Source organism: Tateyamaria sp. Alg231-49 (genome assembly GCF_900143535.1).
Taxonomy (GTDB): Bacteria; Pseudomonadota; Alphaproteobacteria; order Rhodobacterales; family Rhodobacteraceae; genus Tateyamaria.
Map to the genome: position 1 here is coordinate 61790 of NZ_FRFA01000018.1, position 17040 is coordinate 78829.

Annotated in this window: 16 protein-coding genes; 8 read left to right on the forward strand and 8 right to left on the reverse strand. The window is 58.1% G+C overall.

Features of this window, described 5'->3' with window-relative positions:
• Positions 1–40: 40 nt before the first annotated feature.
• The 4 genes from DHN60_RS19175 to DHN60_RS19190 all read right to left on the reverse strand — a co-directional run bounded on the left by DHN60_RS19175 (position 41) and on the right by DHN60_RS19190 (position 5189).
• Positions 41–1696 carry a peptidoglycan-binding protein gene (locus DHN60_RS19175; RefSeq protein ID WP_108838928.1) on the reverse strand — a complete coding sequence of 552 codons (1656 nt, stop codon included), beginning with the start codon at positions 1694–1696 and terminating at the stop codon, positions 41–43.
• A 239-nt stretch (positions 1697–1935) separates the two neighbouring features.
• Positions 1936–3366, reverse strand: coding sequence for an NAD-dependent succinate-semialdehyde dehydrogenase (locus tag DHN60_RS19180; protein ID WP_108838929.1), 1431 nt, complete (start codon positions 3364–3366; stop codon positions 1936–1938).
• A gap of 105 nt (positions 3367–3471) precedes the next feature.
• A complete protein-coding gene (locus DHN60_RS19185) occupies positions 3472–4380 on the reverse strand; it encodes a LysR substrate-binding domain-containing protein (RefSeq protein ID WP_306416019.1) in 909 nt (302 codons plus the stop codon).
• A 32-nt stretch (positions 4381–4412) separates the two neighbouring features.
• On the reverse strand, positions 4413–5189 hold the full coding sequence (locus tag DHN60_RS19190; RefSeq protein WP_108838931.1) for an aspartate dehydrogenase: 777 nt from the start codon (positions 5187–5189) through the stop codon (positions 4413–4415).
• A gap of 144 nt (positions 5190–5333) precedes the next feature.
• On the opposite strand from DHN60_RS19190, the gene DHN60_RS19195 reads away from it, so the two are divergent.
• The 6 genes from DHN60_RS19195 (at position 5334) to DHN60_RS19220 (ending at position 11362) form a co-directional block, all read left to right on the forward strand.
• The gene (locus DHN60_RS19195) at positions 5334–6287 is read left to right on the forward strand and encodes a dihydrodipicolinate synthase family protein (protein ID WP_108838932.1); all 954 of its coding nucleotides are present in this window, start codon (positions 5334–5336) and stop codon (positions 6285–6287) included.
• Positions 6288–6395: 108 nt separating this feature from the next.
• Positions 6396–6938, forward strand: a complete 543-nt coding sequence (locus DHN60_RS19200) for a 3-hydroxyanthranilate 3,4-dioxygenase (RefSeq protein ID WP_108838933.1) — start codon at positions 6396–6398, stop codon at positions 6936–6938.
• Between the two features lie 17 nt (positions 6939–6955).
• On the forward strand, positions 6956–7930 hold the full coding sequence (locus DHN60_RS19205; protein ID WP_108838934.1) for a TRAP transporter substrate-binding protein: 975 nt from the start codon (positions 6956–6958) through the stop codon (positions 7928–7930).
• 66 nt (positions 7931–7996) lie between these two features.
• Complete coding sequence (locus DHN60_RS19210) at positions 7997–8524, forward strand: TRAP transporter small permease (protein ID WP_108838935.1); 528 nt, start codon at positions 7997–7999, stop codon at positions 8522–8524.
• Positions 8521–9780, forward strand: a complete 1260-nt coding sequence (locus DHN60_RS19215) for a TRAP transporter large permease (protein WP_108838936.1) — start codon at positions 8521–8523, stop codon at positions 9778–9780. The genes DHN60_RS19210 and DHN60_RS19215 overlap by 4 nt, the downstream gene beginning before the upstream one ends.
• A gap of 166 nt (positions 9781–9946) precedes the next feature.
• The gene (locus tag DHN60_RS19220; protein ID WP_108838937.1) at positions 9947–11362 is read left to right on the forward strand and encodes an efflux transporter outer membrane subunit; all 1416 of its coding nucleotides are present in this window, start codon (positions 9947–9949) and stop codon (positions 11360–11362) included.
• 267 nt (positions 11363–11629) lie between these two features.
• Here the strand turns inward: DHN60_RS19220 and dddP are convergent, their stop codons facing one another.
• The gene (gene dddP / locus DHN60_RS19225; protein WP_108838955.1) at positions 11630–12967 is read right to left on the reverse strand and encodes a dimethylsulfonioproprionate lyase DddP; all 1338 of its coding nucleotides are present in this window, start codon (positions 12965–12967) and stop codon (positions 11630–11632) included.
• Between the two features lie 128 nt (positions 12968–13095).
• On the opposite strand from dddP, the gene DHN60_RS19230 reads away from it, so the two are divergent.
• Both DHN60_RS19230 and DHN60_RS19235 read left to right on the forward strand, forming a co-directional pair.
• Complete coding sequence (locus tag DHN60_RS19230) at positions 13096–14214, forward strand: hypothetical protein (RefSeq protein ID WP_108838938.1); 1119 nt, start codon at positions 13096–13098, stop codon at positions 14212–14214.
• A 41-nt stretch (positions 14215–14255) separates the two neighbouring features.
• A complete protein-coding gene (locus tag DHN60_RS19235) occupies positions 14256–15005 on the forward strand; it encodes a DUF3445 domain-containing protein (protein ID WP_108838939.1) in 750 nt (249 codons plus the stop codon).
• A 5-nt stretch (positions 15006–15010) separates the two neighbouring features.
• Here the strand turns inward: DHN60_RS19235 and DHN60_RS19240 are convergent, their stop codons facing one another.
• From DHN60_RS19240 to DHN60_RS19250, 3 genes are all read right to left on the reverse strand, one after another.
• Positions 15011–15454: a glyoxalase superfamily protein gene (locus DHN60_RS19240; protein WP_108838940.1), complete on the reverse strand. Its 444-nt coding sequence runs from the start codon at positions 15452–15454 to the stop codon at positions 15011–15013.
• Between the two features lie 241 nt (positions 15455–15695).
• Positions 15696–16493, reverse strand: coding sequence for a lytic transglycosylase domain-containing protein (locus DHN60_RS19245; protein ID WP_199913703.1), 798 nt, complete (start codon positions 16491–16493; stop codon positions 15696–15698).
• A gap of 117 nt (positions 16494–16610) precedes the next feature.
• Positions 16611–16961 carry a hypothetical protein gene (locus tag DHN60_RS19250; protein ID WP_108838941.1) on the reverse strand — a complete coding sequence of 117 codons (351 nt, stop codon included), beginning with the start codon at positions 16959–16961 and terminating at the stop codon, positions 16611–16613.
• Between the last annotated feature and the right edge of the window lie 79 nt (positions 16962–17040).

Below are 17040 nucleotides of genomic sequence, written 5' to 3' on the forward strand. Positions count from 1 at the left end.
ATATAGGGCGCTTTTTCGAAAGGTCAGGGCGTGGGGAGGATCAGTTCGCCTTTTCAAGCTTTTTGTAATGCTTGCCCACTTCATCCTTGATGAGCTTGTCCAACTCATCATGCAGCGCCTTGGACTTGCGCAGTTCGGACTCGTAAAGGTTGGCCAGCTGCTTTTCGTTTTCTGTGCCGCTGGCCTTGTCGACTGCGGCCAGAACAGCAGTTTCGGTCACCTTGCCGCTGATCTTTTCTGACATGTTCTGGGCAATATCGGGTCCGTGCTTGACCAGAATTTTGGTCAGGTTGGCCTCGTCCGGATAAAGCTTGCGCAACATGTCCGGTGCGCCCTTGAGGTACTTGGAATACACCAGTTTGCCCACCACCAGAGAGGTGCGGTTGGGGCGATCTGCGTTGAACTTGGAAATTGCCTTGCCAAACCCGCCCTTCAACAGCCCCGCGGTTGCCGCCTTGAAAAAGGCGTCCTGGAAGTCCTTGCCAGTGATCTTGCCTTTTTCGATGCCTGTTTTCAGCAGCATGAACGTCTCTTTGGCCATGTTTTCCATGTACGCCTGACCGGCCCCGGATTTCAGGAACTTGGTGATCAGTTTGTCGATGGCTTCCTTGGGAATTTTGTTGGTGCCCAGCTTGGAAAACATCTGGACAGAAAAGTCGCCAGCGAATTTTTTGGCCATTGCGGGGCCGAGTTTGCCAGTGATGGCCGCGCCTGCTCCGGCAAAGAACATGTCCATGGCCACCTTCTTGGCAGCACTGTCGAGCGTAACGTTCTTGTTGCCCGCCAGCACCTCACCGACCTGTCCGGCACTTGACTTGACGCCCTCAACTGAAGTCGCCGCAAGGATCTGTGCCTCGTAAGGTTTGATCTTGCCCTTGGACTGGATGACGATCTGAGCCGTGGCATAGACCTCAACCACCGTGAATGACGTATCACGCACCACTTCGAGGGTGCCGGCAATAGAACCGGCCGTGCCGATGCGGGCATTGATATAGGTTTTGAATGCTTTGGCGCCGGCGTTGTGCGCCTTGACGGCTTTGGTCTCTTGCGCGCTGATCTTTTCCCAGTTGGGTTTGGAATGCGTGGTCAGAGATTTGAGAAACTTGGCTTCAGAACGCGCATTCAGGATCGCGTTCCAGGGCGGTTCGGCCTTGTTATTGGCCCAGCGGACGGTGAATTCCGTCATCTGCATCATAAAACCTTCGCCGCCCAGCATTGTCTTTTCAGCGTCGTTGGCAAAATTCTCCCAACATTCCGCCTGTCCAATCAGCCCATCAGCGCGGGCTTGATACTTGCGCAGCATTGCGGCCTGACGCTTTTCGAACTCTTTGATCGTGACGTGTTTGATCTTGCCGCCTTCTTTGACCTCGACCCGGTTGGCCAGGTCTTTCATGTTGGCGTCATGCTTGGCCTTGAGCTTGCCAAGACCCGCCTTCCACGTCTTGCCGCCGGGATCGATAATGCCATCGGGCTTCTTGAAACCGCAGGCTGATTTCTGAAAGGCTCGGATCGCCTTGATCATCGTGGCATTCACCTTGCCGTCGATTGGCACGTTATACCCGTTCGCAATAAGGAACAGTTGCACCATCTTGACGTCGTCTGCCTTGTTGGCGACGGGTTTGAATTTTTCGCCCTTCTTGTCGGCTTTGGTGATGCGGTTCTTGTCTCCAACGGGTGCTGTAATGGCGAGGCTCAAATGGGTTCTCCTAAATCATCTGCACGCTGGCGCTAAAAATTTCGCCACCATGGTATCAAAGGTTTCCAATGCCAACTTAAAGGCAATCGCCCAATTTCCAAAGTAAGGAATTCCTTAGGCGCAAGACGGTTCTGTGGCGCAGACCGGGACGTGGCCGAGCAAAGGAGTATCCGTTTCGCATGCCCCGTCGCCGCGCAGGGGACGGCCGTACCGCCCATAATCTTCAATTTCCCAGTGCTTTAACTGATTTCGGACGCGTGCCACACGTTCTTGACCGTCATGTAATTCTCAAGGCCTTCCGTGCCTCCCTCGCGCCCGGTACCGCTGGATTTCACACCCCCAAAGGGCGTTTCGGGCATCGAGGCCTCAAGCGTGTTGATGCTGAGGTTGCCCACTTCCACCTCATCGATCATGCGATCGATATAGTCGGCGCGGTTCGTAAATCCGTACCCTGCAAGTCCAAAGGGCACTGCATTTGCCGCTGCGATGGCCGCGTCCAATGACGCCACAGGGTTCACAACCGCCACGGGGCCAAAGGGCTCTTCCTGCATGATGCGCGCGTTATCAGGGACGTTCAGCAACACCGTGGGTTCAAAGAAATATCCGCGATTGCCGCTTGCGGCGCCGCCCGTGGCAACAGTCGCGCCCTTGGCGCGGGCGTCTTCAACCAGTTCTGTCAGTGCAGGCACGCGGCGGTCGTTGGCCAGCGGGCCCATTTCGACACCTGCGTCCATTCCGTTGCCCACAACGGTCACAGCGGCACGGGCGACAAACACCTCTGAATACTGATCAAATATGTCTTCGTTCACGAAAAACCGCGTGGGCGAGGTGCAGACCTGACCGGCATTGCGCATCTTGCGCACCGCACCGGATTGGGCGGCAGTCTGCACATCCGTATCTTCGCACACGATGACAGGGGCATGCCCGCCCAACTCCATCAGAACAGAGGTCATGTGACCCGCCGCGAGGGTGGTCAGGTGACGGCCGACTGCGGTCGAACCTGTAAACGCGACCAAACGCACCGGATCTTGCGGGATCAGATGGCCGGAAATTTCCGCCGGGTTGCCAAAGACAAGGTTCAAGACCCCCGCAGGCAGTCCCGCATCCTCAAACGCCTTGACGATATGCACGGCACCGGCGGGCGTTTCCTCTGCTGCCTTAAGAATGATGGAACAGCCCGACGCCAATGCACCGGCGATCTTACGGGCCGGTTGGCTCATCGGGAAATTCCACGGGGAAAAGGCGGCGACCACGCCAATGGGTTGATGATGGACGGAAAACTTGTGCCCGCGAGCGGCTGGAATGACTCGGCCATAGGCCCGCATCGCTTCGCCCGCGTCCCATTCGAAAAATTCGGCACCGCGGATCACCTCAAGTCGGGCTTGGGGCAGGGGCTTGCCATGCTCAAGGGTGATGGCTTGGGCAATCTCCTCTTGCCGTTCGCGGATCAACGCTGCGGCGCGCAGGATCGTATCGGCGCGCTGGCGGGGGGACGTGCGGGACCATAGGCGAAATCCGGCAACGGCCGCCTCCAGCGCATCATCCAGATCGCTGATGCTGGCACAGGGCAACCGCCCGATCTCTTCTTCGGTGGCGGGATTGATCACGGCCATATCTGACGCCGCTGACCGCCACGCGCCTGCAACAAAGAGTTTTAGCTCTGGATACATGAAACCCGCGCCTCCCAACGCCCTATGCTCTTAACTCACGCTGGCCCCGACAGCGCTTCAAGCGGATTGTCAGAATACTGGTATCAGTTTGGGGCATACCCGGGCTCATTTCGCCTCTGCCGCGCGGTGCAGTGCGGCGCGGAACGCGCGGCCCGCCGGGGACAGTTCATCGTCCGCGCGCAAGGACACACCAATCGGCCCCTGACCAAAGGGCACCGTCCAGTCCAGCGCCACCAGATGCCCGTTGGCCACGTCCTGCGCCACCACTTCGGCAGGCATCAACCCGACCAGATCGCGCGATTGCAACAGCGCGCGGTTGGCAAGGTACGACACGCTTTCAATGCTCACAGGCGGCACATATTGCTGCTGCCCGACAAAGAAATGATCGACCTGACGGCGCAACGTGGTCTCTAAAGGCGGCACGATCCAGCCATAGGGTTTGGTCTGCGCAAAGGTGACATCGCTTTGGCCAGCCAGAGGATGATCGGGGCCGACGACCGCCAAAATACGATCCTCAAACAGCTTTTCCTGTCGGATCTTGTCGCGGTGACGGTGGGCGGGCAGGCGGCCCACGACCATGTCGATTTCACCCGAAAGTAGGCCGGGCATCAGCACTTCATTGGTGCCTTCGGTGATCTTGACAGCCACATTGGGGCGCTCGGCCAGCAGAATGTCGATGGCGCGCGGCAACAGGCTTGTTGAGGCGGCCAGCAGCGTGCCGACCACCACGCGACCCGCATTGCCTTCGTTCAAGTCATCAAGCTCTTGGGCTGCATTGGAAATCTGGGCAAAGATCAACTTGCCATGACGGATCAGGCTCTCACCGGACACTGTCGGCACCACGCCGCGATTGGTACGGTTGAACAGCTTCACCTCGAAATCCAACTCAAGGTCCTGAATCATCTTGGTCGCGGCAGGTTGCGAGATGCCAAGTTCGCGCGCCGCGTTCTGGATGTTCCCATGCACGCCCACAGCCACCAACAGGCGCAACTGGCGCAGCTTCAGGCGAGTCAACGCCCGGTCCACAATGCGCGAATGGCGCCCGATCACAACGTGACCGCCGCGCTGAGTTGGTCCAGCTTGGCCACCACGCTCATCGCCGCAAGGGCCGAGGATCGCGGGTTGTCGGGCAGGGCCTTGCCGCTGATCTGGAACTGAAATGTGCCGAAATCGCCCGCGGCGGTGACCTCGTGAATGTTGTGGCTGATGTCGGCGTCCGCAATCAACTGAACGCGGGTGTCATCAAAACCCAATCCTGCCAGCGCCACAGCAGCAGCGACATTGGCGTTCTTAGGATAGGCAAGGGCGGCTTGCCGGGCGGTGCCCTCAAAATGGGTGTGTGCGCCCTGCGTCAGCCCGGCAAGGTCCAGCACGTCCTCTGCGGGGGAACCGATCCAACCCTGTGGCGGCTTGCGGCCCGTATAGGTGACGGTGTCCAACGTGCCGACGCGCGCCGCACGCAGGCAATCCAGCGCACCAATCGCACCGCTCGCCAGATGCAGCTTTGACTGTCCTGCTGTGGCAGCGTCTTTCAGCGCCCCCGCCGTTACCTGATCCGCCAGCGCCCCAAGCGAAACGGTGATCACGTCCGTTCCACGTGCCAGCAAGGGTGGGCCATAAGCGGCCAATGCCGTGTGCCCCGCGCAATCGATCATCACGTCGATATCCGCAGGCAAGGCATCAACAGACCCAAACTCCAACGGCGCATTGGCACGGGCGCGTTCGGGGCGCAGCAGCACGGCCACCACCTCATGGGAGCTGGGGCTAAGAGCATCTGTGACATAGCGAGCAATGGCGCCCTGACCGATCAAACCGATTTTCATGCTCAAAACCTATGCCAGCACCCACAAAATCAAAACCCAAAAGGCGTGGGTATTCGCATATGAAATATCCAATTGTAAGATTTCACCTTGGATTTTGGGCGCAACTTCGCGTCTTGTGGCGGGTAATCCCAATGGAACCTCGCCATGAATTACACCAAACTCGATGCCAAAGCCTACGCGCGCGAAAACATGACCGGCATCTGGGCCGCCGCCCTCAATCCGTTCAACGACGACCTCTCTCTGGATGAGGCAGGGCTGCGCTCAAACATCCGGCACTGGATCGACGATTTGGACATTCAGGGGCTGTTCGTCGCCGGGAAACAGGGCGAATTCTTTTCGATGAGCCTGGAGGAACGCAAACGCAATTTCGAGATTGCCGTGGATGAATGCGCAGGCAAGGCGGGCGTCATCGTGTCGGTATCAGATCAGAACATGGACACAGCGCTGGATCTTGCGCGCCACGCCCAGAACTGTGGTGCGGATTACATCGTCGTGCACGCGCCTGTGCTCAGCTTTGTGCATGATCGAGGCGAAGTTTTATATCAATATTACAAGCGTTTCTGCGACGAACTTGATATCGGTATCGCGATGTGGAGCCATCCCGACAGCGGCTATCTGATGCAGCCCGAGGAATGCGCACGCATCGCCGAATTGCCCAATATCGTGGCCATCAAATACTCCGTCCCGCGTGAAATGTATGTACGGCTGACCCATATGGTGGGCGACAAAATCCACGTCTCCACGTCAGCAGAACACGAATGGCTCGACAATATTCTGGAACTGGATTGGAAACTGTACCTGTGCTCCTCGCCGCCCTACCAGCTGCAAAGCAGCCAAGACCAGCGGATGAACGAATACACGCGGCTTGCCTTCAACGGTCAGGCAGACGAGGCGCGCCGCGTCTTTGACAGCCTCGCGCCCGTGCGCGACGCAATGGCGCGCACGCGGCCCCCCGGCAAACCCACTGCCTTCGGCAAATACTGGCAAGAACTGCTGGGTCAACGGGGCGGACGGGTGCGCGCGCCCATGCTGGAACTGACGGAAGCCGAAAAAAACACCATACGCGCAGCCTTTGAAGACTGCGGGATCATGCGCTAGGCTTGGCTCAAATAGACGCGATATAAGCAAATCAGATACCTACATGCGGACATTGCCTTTGCGGAAGGCACCAATACCGCCAAGGGTTTTGAAAAAGGGGAGAGAACCATGACAAAGCTCAAAGCGTTCAATTTTCAAAAGTGGATCGAAGAACATCGCCACCTGCTGAAGCCCCCGGTTGGCAACAAGATGGTGTTTGAAGACAGCGACATGATGGTCACCGTCGTGGGCGGGCCGAACAAGCGCACCGACTATCACGACGATCCGGTTGAAGAGTTCTTTTACCAACTCGAAGGGGACATGCTGCTCAAACTCTTTGACGGAGAAGAGTTTTACGACGTCCCGATCCGTCAGGGCGAAGTGTTTTTGCTGCCCCCGCATGTGCGCCACTCGCCCCAACGTCCACAGGAAGGCTCCGTTGGACTGGTGATCGAACCCAAACGGCAGGAAGGACAACTGGACGCCATTGAATGGTACTGCTTTAATTGCGGCACGCGCGTCCACCGCGCTGAAATGCAACTGAAATCCATCGTCACCGACCTGCCGCCCGTCTACGAAAAATTCTATGCCTCTGAAGAGGCCCGCACATGCCCGAACTGCAACACCGTGCATCCGGGAAAAGAACCGCCTGAAGGCTGGGTCCAACTTTAAAAACAATAGGGAACACCATGAAACACTTCACAAATATCATTGCCAGCGCTGCGGTCTTCGCGGCCTCGGCACTCACCGCGCAAGCCAATGAATTCCGTCTGGGCCTGATCACACCTCCGCCCCACATCTGGACCAAAGCCGCCGAAGCCTTTGGTGCAGAACTGGCCGAAGCCTCGGGCGGTGCGCACTCAGTCTCCGTTTTCCCGGCCCGCCAATTGGGCAACGAGGCCGAGATGCTGCAACAGCTTCAGACAGGCGCGCTTGATATGGCGTTCATGACAGTGGCTGAAGTGTCCAACCGGGCACCTGAATTGGGTGCATTCTATGCGCCTTACCTCGCAGATGACATCGGGCACGCGGGTCGTATCCTGCGCTCGGACACGGCCAAGACACTTCTCGAACCCCTCGCTGGAGAAGTGGGTGTCGTCGGGGTCGGCTACGGCATGGCCGGTCTGCGCCAGATCGTTGCGCGGGGCGACGTGAACAGCGCCGAGGACCTCGCAGGGCTCAAGTTGCGCATTACCCCCTTCACCCCCATTCTCGATTTCTACAACGCAATCGGGGCCGCCCCGACGCCCATGCCGCTGCCGTCTGTCTATGACGCGTTGGCCAACGGGCAGGTGGATGCCATCGATATGGACGCCGAATTGATCTGGGTGCTGAAATACTACGAACACGCCGACACAGTTGTGCAGTCCGATCACATGATGTTCCCCATGGTCGGCCTTGTGTCGGCCCGCGTCTGGGCCGGTCTGTCCGAAGAAGACCGCGCACTGGTTGGCGATCTGATGGCCAAATACGTGGACAGCACCATCGATTCTTATGTCGAAAAAGAAGCAGGCTGGCTCGAACAAATCGCGGGCACAGGCAAAACCTACACCAAGGTGGACGCATCTTTCTTTGGCGGCGCGATCGAGGAGTGGAACACAATCTGGTCCGAAAAAACCTCCTCGCTTGACGCCCTGCGCGCGACTGCGGCAGAAACACGGTAACGATATCAAACGACTAAAGGGGGGCGCGGGGGCAACCTGCGCCCCTTTGTCGTGAAAGGACCGGGTATGCTGTTTCGCCTTTCCGCCCTGTGGGCGCGGATAGAACTGACTTGTGCGGCTCTGCTTGCCGTCTGTGTGACCGGTCTGATCCTGCTCAACGTCATCACGCGCACGGCCGGAAACGCACTGTTCTGGGTCGACGAGCTGGCCATTTACGCGATGGTCTGGATGACCTTTCTGGGGGCGTCCGCAGCACTCCACCACCGCAATTCGGTGTCCATCACACTGCTGACAGATGCCGTGCCGGACTCCGTTCGCCGGATCATCGACAAGATCGTCGATATCATCGTTTTCGCCTTTGCACTCGCCATGCTGTGGCTCTGCTGGCGCTGGTTCTTGCCGCTCGATATCGCGCGTGCGGGGTTTGACCGGACCGCCTTTCAGGGGGCGACGTTCAACTTTATCTACGCCGAACCGACGCTGACACTGGGCTTGCCCAAATACCTGTTTTGGCTGGTCATGTGGGTCTTTGCCCTTGGGGCGACACTGCACGCCACCATGCACCTGCTGACCAAGCCTGGGGCTGCAAAATGAGCCCGGTCGTCTTTGCTGCCACGCTGCTGCTGTCTGTTCCCATCGCGCTGGTGCTGGGCGTCACCGCGATCTGGTACATCTGGGACAGCGGCAACACGATCCTTTATGACAGTTTCGCGCAAAAGATGTTCGCAGGGCTCGAAAACTACGGCCTGCTTGCCATTCCACTCTTCATGCTAACGGGCGAGTTGATGAACGAAGGGGGCATGACGCGCCGCCTCATTGCGCTCGCGCGTGTGTTTGTGGGCGGCTTTCGCGGGGGGCTGGCGTATATCAACCTTCTGGCCAACATGTTCATGGCGGCCATCATCGGGTCGGCCACAGCGCAGATCGCCGTGATGTCGCGGGCCATGGTCCCCGCGATGGAGGAAGAGGGCTACGACAAAGGGTTCGCCACCGCCACAACCGCCGCCGGTGGGCTGTTGGCCCCCGTCATCCCACCGTCCATGATGTTCGTGATCTTTGGCGTTCTAGCGCAGGTCCCGATTGGAGAGATGTTTGTGGCCGGGATCATTCCGGGGCTGCTGCTGGCCGTTGCCTTTGCACTGGTCATCACCCTGATCGGCTGGTCACAACAGTTCCCGAAAGGGAAATGGATGACACGGGGCGAGGCCATCCGCGCGCTCATCGCCGCCTTGCCTGCCATGCTGGTGCCTTTGGCGATCATCGGCGGCATCCTCTTTGGCATCGCCACTCCAACTGAATCCGCCGCCATCGCCTCTCTCATCGCCTTTCTGGTGGGCTGGCTGGTCTACCGAGACCTCAAACCCGCCGCCCTCGGCGCGATGTTTATCCGGACAGCCGCCAACGCCTCGATGATCCTGTTCATGATCGCCGCCGCCAGCGTGTTCGGCTGGGTGATCATCTACGAAGAACTGCCCCAAAGGCTGGCCGCGCTGCTGACAACCATCACTTCTGATCCGTTCATGTTCCTGCTGATCGTGAACCTATGCCTGTTGTTGGTGGGCATGGTGATCGACGGGATCGCGGCGATCATCCTGATCACACCGATCCTGCTGCCCATCGCGACGGGGTCTTACGACATCAGCCCCTACCAATTCGGCATCGTGGCGTGCCTGAACCTTGTGCTGGGGCTGCTGACGCCACCTGTGGGCATTGGGCTATACATCGCCTCATCAATGAGCGGCGCCACACCGGGGTCCATCCTGCGGTCTCTCTGGCCCTTCCTGATCGCGGTGGCGGTGGTGTTGGTACTGCTCAGCTACTTCCCGATCCTGTCGACGGCGCTGATCTAAGGGGCAGGGCAGTCTGGGATGACCGCAACCGTCTGAACGGCGCGCGTATTGCGCATCTTTCTGCAACTATCCCCAACTTTGTTGCATTTGGCTGCAGACTTTCTTTTGGGCTTGTTGGGCGAAATGCTAGGGTTTGCAAAAAAACAGACCCTGAGCAGACGAATACATGGACAGGCGTTCATTTTTAAAGACTTCAACCTGCCTTGTCGCGGGGCTGACCGGCTGCACTGTGGGCGAAGACTTTGTCAGCCCAGAAAAAGAAGTTCCGGAACAGTTCTTTACCAGCCGGTCGACGCGTCCGGTCGCACGGGGCTACGAGCGTTGGTGGACGGCGTACGATGATCCCAAACTCAACCGTCTGGTCGAATTCGGCCTCAAAGAAAACCTTGATGTGCGCCGTGCCCAGGCACGCGTCGAACAGTCCAAGGCGCTGTTTGAAGGATCCGGATACGCATGGTCCGGGGTCGCCAGAGTAGGAGAGTTTCGAGCAAACGGCGGAGGCAATGAGGGCGGCGTACAAAGCGGCTTTGTGCGCGCAGAGGCAACATGGCAAGCCGATTTGGCCGGACGCCTGACGCGAGAAAGAGAGGCAACTCTTTACCGGCTTGAAGCGGCTTTCGCTGACGTCAGTGTCGCGCGCACAACCCTTTTGAGCGAACTCACAACAGCTTACATCGACGCACGGTTTTTTCAGGAACTCATACGCATCAACCAACGGGTTCTAGAATCCCGAGAAGAAACGCTCGCTGCAACCATTTCGGCGCGTGAATCAATGCGGTCCATCGAACGCTTGCCAGAAAACGACAATGGCGACATTCCAGTCGTTGCGGTCACGGAACTGGACGTCGCGCAGGCGCGCTCGCTTGTGGCCAACGCTCGGGCCGAATTGCCTGAAACAAAAATTCTCTTTTTCAAGTCGGTGTCGCGTATCGGTATGCTCTTGGGCCAGGCATGGGACCGACCAAAAGAGGGGCTGGACAAAGAAGCACCTCAGCCCGTGCCGCAGTTGAACTCTCTTTCTACGGGCGTGCCCGCCGATCTGGTCAGGAACCGCCCAGATGTCATTCTGGCAGAAAACAGGCTGGCAGAAGCTGTCGCGTTGGCGGGCGTTGCCGAGGCAGAATTGTATCCTGAACTCAGGCTGACGGGGAACATTAACCTAAGCTATTCAGGCGGCGACTTAGCACCACTTGCAGGGTTCGGGCGCGCCGGAATTGATATCCCCTTGTTCGATTTGCCTGAACGCCGGGCAAAGGTTGCATTTCAAAAGGAACGCGCCAAAGAACTGATTTTTGCATGGGAAGAAGAAGTCGTAACGGCAGTCGAAGAGGTTCAAGACGCATTGGTCAGCCTCGTCAATCACCGCGAAGCAGTACAATTTACGTCGCAAGCCATCGAAGAGCTAAAGGAAGTTCTGCGTTTGGCACGGCAAGGTTACATCTCAGGCCGTGTAAGCTTTTTGCAGGTGCTGGATGCCGAACGCGGACTGCTTGCGACAGAAAATGCTCTGGCGTTAGACAAACGAAATTTTGCTGTCGATTTCGTGAATCTGAACGTCGCTCTGGGCGGAAATTACGGGTGAAGTAGGGCAATGGCCCCGGTGGGCCGTTATCGCGCCCCGTCGGCGCCGTCGGTTTGAGGCTGATCCGGGCTCTCGGGTCCAAACGAAAACGGGCACCATACAAACTGAAGGGTCGCGGTATCCGCATGATGATTTGATGCGAAGTGAGGGCGCGTTCTGATGCGCGCCGCACGCAGTTATTTGTTAATGCGAGGTAAACCCGCCTCTGTAACCCATTGAAAAATATAAGACGGAAAGGTGTCCCACGCTGGGACACCCCAATACCTATTACCCCATCAAGGCCGCATCAAAGGGGTAGGTGGTCAGGTTCTCAAACCCATCTTCTGTGACCAGAACCTGATCCTCCAGCTTGATCGAGAACTCTCCCCCAACCTCGCCAACCGACGCCTCCACACACAAAACCATCCCCGCCTGCAGCGGGTAGTCAAAGGCCCCCGGCACGGCCTTGTCCGGGTAGGCCACAAGGGGCCATTCATCACACAAACCGACCCCATGCATCATGCAGCCATATTTCAGCGCCTGATACTTGTCATCCAGCCGGTGACCATTCGCCGTCAACTCAGGGATCATCACGCCGGGTTTGATCATCTGCATGTTGGTCTGAATATGCTCGACAGCGTGCCGCATCGCATAGACCATTTCAGCGGGCGGTTTTTGATCGCCGATCCACCAGCTGCGCGAGATATCGATGCAGATGCCGTAAGAGCCAATGAGGTCGGTATCAAAAGAGATGATCTCGTTATTCTGACAGATCCGCGGCCCACATTCCTGAAACCACGGGTTGGTGCGCGGGCCAGACGCAAGGAGGCGGGTTTCGATCCACTCGCCGCCGCGTTTGATATTCTCGGCATGCATGACGGCCCAAACGTCGTCTTCACATGTGACGCCATCGCCGACATTGGCGCGCGCGAAATCCTCCATCTTGCGCACCGTGGTCTCGCACGCGTGGTTGGCGCAGCGCATCGCCAAAATCTCGTCCGCGCCTTTGATTGAACGGGCATGTTCGGTGACTTGTTCGCCGTCCATGATCTCAAAACCTTGCGCCTCAAGAGCGTGGGCGCCGTGCAGCATGATCTTGTCCACGGCCAACCGCATATTGCCGCCTCCATGTTCCACGATCAGATCGCGCACCTCGACAGACAAAGGATCGGCGACCAGATCGGGCCTGTCCCCAGCCGAGAAATAGAACATCGAAGCCCCGGAACGGACCTCGCGCACCAGTGGGTTGAACGAGGTCAGGAAGGGCGCGTTCTTATAATCCCAGATCACCATGTACCCGTCTGCACAGACCAACACGGCGCGGAACGGATTGTGGGCATTCCATAGCTGCATGTTGGTGCTGTCAGTGGCGTATCGAATATTGAGCGGGTCAAACATCAGCACCCCACCATAGCCGCGATCCACGACCTGCTGGGTCAGGCGCTGCAATCGATACGCGCGCATCGCTTCGAGGTTGGGGAGAGTGAGGCCGGCGGCCTCCCATTCAGCAAATGCAAGTTGCGTCGGCCCAATCTCTATCCGGTCGGCATCGTTTGGGGTGCCATCGCCTAGGACCGAACCACGGGTCGGGTCGATCTTGCGGGTGTCGCGGTAATGTTGGTTCATGGTCGCTCTCCACTGTTGGACCCAGATTGGGCGCGTTTTTTCCGCAGTGTTTGCCAATTTGCGACGTGATCTTGCGTCGTTTTTCATGCGTGTTGGACGTTGCTCGCTCTGTAGGGCAATGTGCATCTATGGGTTTTTCGCGCGACATTGAGACGATCGAGAGTGTGGTTTGCAAAGGTGATCCAGCCTTTGAACGTGTGCCCAAATCGAGATTGGATCAGGCCCTAGTGGCATTGAAATCCTGCGCCAATGACACGGACAAAGACGGATTTTTGCTGACCGCGATGAAGGTTGTGGCGCTCGCTGGAAATGGCCACAGCCGATTGATCCCGAATGCGGCCATTTCGGTCGTACCGCGCCGCATCGTGGTCCGAGATGGTCAACCTGTATGGGTCGAAGACGGGCGCGCGCACCGCATTCTTGCGGTGGATGGTGCTCCATATGAACAGCTTTTGTCGGCATGGAGCGGGTTGCTGGCAGGTAACGTTGCGCGGTGCCAGGTCTTGTCTGGCATCATGTTGGCGTGGCCTGCTGCATTGCAATGGGCTGGAGTTGGGCATGGCGAAAGCATTCGATACCATTTGGAAACAGGGGCAGAGCGTTCGTTTTCGTTGCAAGACGTCGTGCCTGCGCTGCCGCTTTATCCGGTGGCGGAAACCGGGGCAGTGGACCCGCGTTTGGATGACCACGGCTTGCCTGGTGGATCCATCGTCGAAATGCGGTTCGCAGCGTGGTGGTGGCGCATCGCTGATTTGAAGGCTCTTGACGTTGAGCAAGTCACGAGGGGCGTCTCGCAGATGTCAGAGCAACCGGGTGCAAATGTTGTCATTGATTTGCGTGGCAATCCGGGTGGCAGCTTTTTGAAAGCAATTCCTTTGATCGACTGGTTGCGCACACAATGGCGCGGCACGCGGTGCGCCGTGTTGGTCAACGCCTACACATTTTCTGCATCGATTGTGACTGCGGCTTTGTTGACCTGCCACTTGGGATCACGGGCACAGTTGATTGGGTCAGACATGGGGGATGACTTGGCGTTCTTTGCAGAGGGGGGCACGATTGTTCTGCAAGATACCGGGGCGCATCTGCGGCACTCAACGGCCCACCATGATTGGGAGACCGGGCAGGTTGCCACCAGCACGCCTCCCGAGATTGCAGATCACATGGTTGCTGCTGGCCCACTACACGTAATGCAAACTATGCGTGCAAAACAGGAACAGGCGGCGCTAACCTTTGTGCGAGAGGGCTGAGCTGGCTGGAACCATTTGGGCGCTCATGCCAGATACCATGTATGAGCTTGCCCGTTTTACAAAAGAACCTGCCCGACGACATGCGCCGATCGCGCGGTCTGCCCGGTATTCAGCCCGAAGGCGGGCCGTGGTTGCGCGTAGATGATGCCTATGCAGCGCAGATGGCGCGCCGGATTGCATTGCTTGAGGGACGGGCGGACGATGTTCTATATCTCGACCCTAAAGCATTACCGGCCGCGCAAGAGCTGCTCGAAGCTGCGCTGGAGGCCTCGCTTGATCTGGGATTTACACGGGGCGGTGATGTCGTAACCTGTCCGGACGGTCGTAAGGTTGACGTATCGTCCATCCCGCCACTAGAGGCCTTGGGGCGCATATTTCAGAACGATTTTGTATTGATGGAACGGCGTGGTGATCAGCATGTGCTGACAGGTGCGGTTTTGTGTTTTCCGGCCTCATGGCGCTTGAGCGAAAAGGCGGGGCGACCGCTGACAGACATTCATATCCCGGTCGAAGAATACACAGATGATCTGGCCCGGCGCGTGCAGCGGCTGTTTGACGGCATTCAAGTGGGCCGCCCGCTGTGGCGCTTTAATCAGCTTTGGTATCAGGATCCCGAACTCTATCAACCGCGTTCGGCGGCAGAACCACGCCGAGTGGGGTCTGGCCTGAAAGAAGGGCCATACTACCGCACTGAACGGCAGACGCTTTTGCGCCTGCCGCACAGCAAAGCGGTGGTATTTGCCATTCACACCTACGTGCTTGCGCGCGCCGATGTGCCTGCGCTGACCTAAAACTGTCAGCCACCGGCCCAGGCGTCGTCAAGCACAACGTGAGGCACGCCATCCGAGGTTTTGCGCAGACTGCGCCCGGTCGCGTCGACCACGCAGTTCACTTGCTGACGCCACGATGAAAACAGCGCAGAGCGTACAACATCGACCGGCGCATCAAATCGCAAGGTCAGCCGATGCCGTGCAGACCCGACGCGGCTGGCCGCTTTGATTTGCCCGGCAAACGGCTGCCCAAGATAGCGTCCGCTGATCTTTTGTCCGGGGTGATAACCCGGTTGGGGGGCGTCCTTGGCCCGTGCGCTGAGCGTATTCCAATCGCGCGCGCCCCATTGGTGGGCGATGGATTCGAGCGCTTGGGCATGTGTGCAGGGCGTGCCTGCATCGTTCAGAGCCGCGCGCAACCGCTTGGCTTGCGCTTTCAGCGCAGCCCGTGATGGAAGGGGGATATCCATATCCGTCTCCTGTCTATGGTCGCGAGACGTGCCGTTCGGGTCTGCGCATTGCCGGGGCTGCGACCAATCAAGGATCGGAGTGTCAGGCTTTACCATATGCGCAGGGCAGGGGCCTGAACCCTATGCGGCGTCCTTTAGGCGGTGTTGCCGTTAGGGGCAAGGGTGGTCTTGCTTTGACGGACAAGTCGTTTCTGGATTGCTGCGGGCAATCTTGGGCGTCGGTGTTTAAGAGGTGCGCTACCTAGCCGTCGATGCGCGCGCCCATGATCGCGATGGCCTGCTGATAGACGGTCGCCGCATTCCATTGCTTGATCACCGCAAAATTGGGCTGGCCTTCCTGATAGCCCTTGCCGCGTTTCCATCCCTTTTTGCGCAAGAAGTTCGCCGTCGAGGCAAGCGCATCTGTTTGGTTATAGAAATCCACCCGTCCGTCACCATTTGCATCGACGCCATATTCCAAGGCGTTGCCCGGTAAGAATTGGGTATGGCCCAATTCGCCATGCTTGGCCCCTTTGGTGGCCCCGGTGATCGCGCCCTGATCGACGAGTTTCAGGGCGCCAATCGCATGTGGTCTGAAGAAATCCGAGCGGCGGCAATCATAGGTGAGGGTGACAATGGCTGACACAACCGGGCTGTCACCCATGAACCCGCCAAAGGCCGTTTCCATCCCATGAATGGCGATGATTACACCAGCGGGCACGCCGTACTGACGTTCAAGGGTCGCATAAAAGTCGGGGCTGCGCGCCTTGCGCTTGCGCCCTTGGGCCACAATGGTGTCTGCCCCGCGGATTTGCATGAACTTGGGCAGACTGTAGCGAAAGGATTTTTGGTTGCGGTCCGCGGCAATGGTGCCGGTGGCGTAGCGAGCCTGCGCAAGCGCGTCGAGGCCGCGTGCCTTGACCCCAGCGCGTTTGGCGTCGGTGGCAAAGCTTGCCTTCCAAGCGTCAAACCCGGCACTGGTGTTGCCACAATTGGCGGCATGTACCGCGCTTGAGAATGCAAACATAGCGCACGCCAATCTCAGGGGTTTCAACAGCATACCGATACTCCGTCTCGCGCCTCTTCGGATGTAGCCTAGCTGAATTGAGATGGATTGGAAAATAGAGCGCACTGCTCGATGGCAATCGGCTCGACCCGGGCCACAGTGAGCGAGGCTTTAGTGGCTAAGGATCATCTTTTGCATTTGGGTCATCCCCTCGAGTTCCGGGTTGTTGTTCATACGCTTGATTTCTTCTGCGCTCATAGAGTCGCGCAATGAAGATTCCAGATATGTAACCTTCCGGCCCTCTTCGGGTTTGGGAAACATGATCGCAATATCGTCCCAAGCGTAGCCCACAACACCAGCCATCAGTACGAGGCCCAAAGCTGTACCAAGGATAGGCAGAGGCAAGGTTGCCTTGGGTGCCGGATACAGGGTCGGTGCGGCTGGCATTTCGGACTGCTGTGCCGCGGGTCGCTTCGCGTTGATACGCGCAAGGCGTTGTTCAAATTCAGAATTCTTAGTCATGTGCGCCGGTCGGTTGGTTTCTTCGGGTCTTGACTGGATACCAATGGATCATGCTCAGATTAGGGCGATCAGATGCCGT

Bases quoted from the DNA above. Each gene is read 5' to 3' on its own strand.
- DHN60_RS19180 (WP_108838929.1), bottom strand. From the start codon at position 3,366: ATGTATCCAGAGCTAAAACTCTTTGTTGCAGGCGCGTGGCGGTCAGCG.
- DHN60_RS19190 (WP_108838931.1), bottom strand. From the start codon at position 5,189: ATGAAAATCGGTTTGATCGGTCAGGGCGCCATTGCTCGCTATGTCACA.
- DHN60_RS19195 (WP_108838932.1), top strand. From the start codon at position 5,334: ATGAATTACACCAAACTCGATGCCAAAGCCTACGCGCGCGAAAACATG.
- DHN60_RS19200 (WP_108838933.1), top strand. From the start codon at position 6,396: ATGACAAAGCTCAAAGCGTTCAATTTTCAAAAGTGGATCGAAGAACAT.
- DHN60_RS19205 (WP_108838934.1), top strand. From the start codon at position 6,956: ATGAAACACTTCACAAATATCATTGCCAGCGCTGCGGTCTTCGCGGCC.
- DHN60_RS19210 (WP_108838935.1), top strand. From the start codon at position 7,997: ATGCTGTTTCGCCTTTCCGCCCTGTGGGCGCGGATAGAACTGACTTGT.
- DHN60_RS19215 (WP_108838936.1), top strand. From the start codon at position 8,521: ATGAGCCCGGTCGTCTTTGCTGCCACGCTGCTGCTGTCTGTTCCCATC.
- DHN60_RS19220 (WP_108838937.1), top strand. From the start codon at position 9,947: ATGGACAGGCGTTCATTTTTAAAGACTTCAACCTGCCTTGTCGCGGGG.
- dddP (WP_108838955.1), bottom strand. From the start codon at position 12,967: ATGAACCAACATTACCGCGACACCCGCAAGATCGACCCGACCCGTGGT.
- DHN60_RS19230 (WP_108838938.1), top strand. From the start codon at position 13,096: ATGGGTTTTTCGCGCGACATTGAGACGATCGAGAGTGTGGTTTGCAAA.
- DHN60_RS19235 (WP_108838939.1), top strand. From the start codon at position 14,256: ATGAGCTTGCCCGTTTTACAAAAGAACCTGCCCGACGACATGCGCCGA.
- DHN60_RS19240 (WP_108838940.1), bottom strand. From the start codon at position 15,454: ATGGATATCCCCCTTCCATCACGGGCTGCGCTGAAAGCGCAAGCCAAG.
- DHN60_RS19245 (WP_199913703.1), bottom strand. From the start codon at position 16,493: ATGCTGTTGAAACCCCTGAGATTGGCGTGCGCTATGTTTGCATTCTCA.
- DHN60_RS19250 (WP_108838941.1), bottom strand. From the start codon at position 16,961: ATGACTAAGAATTCTGAATTTGAACAACGCCTTGCGCGTATCAACGCG.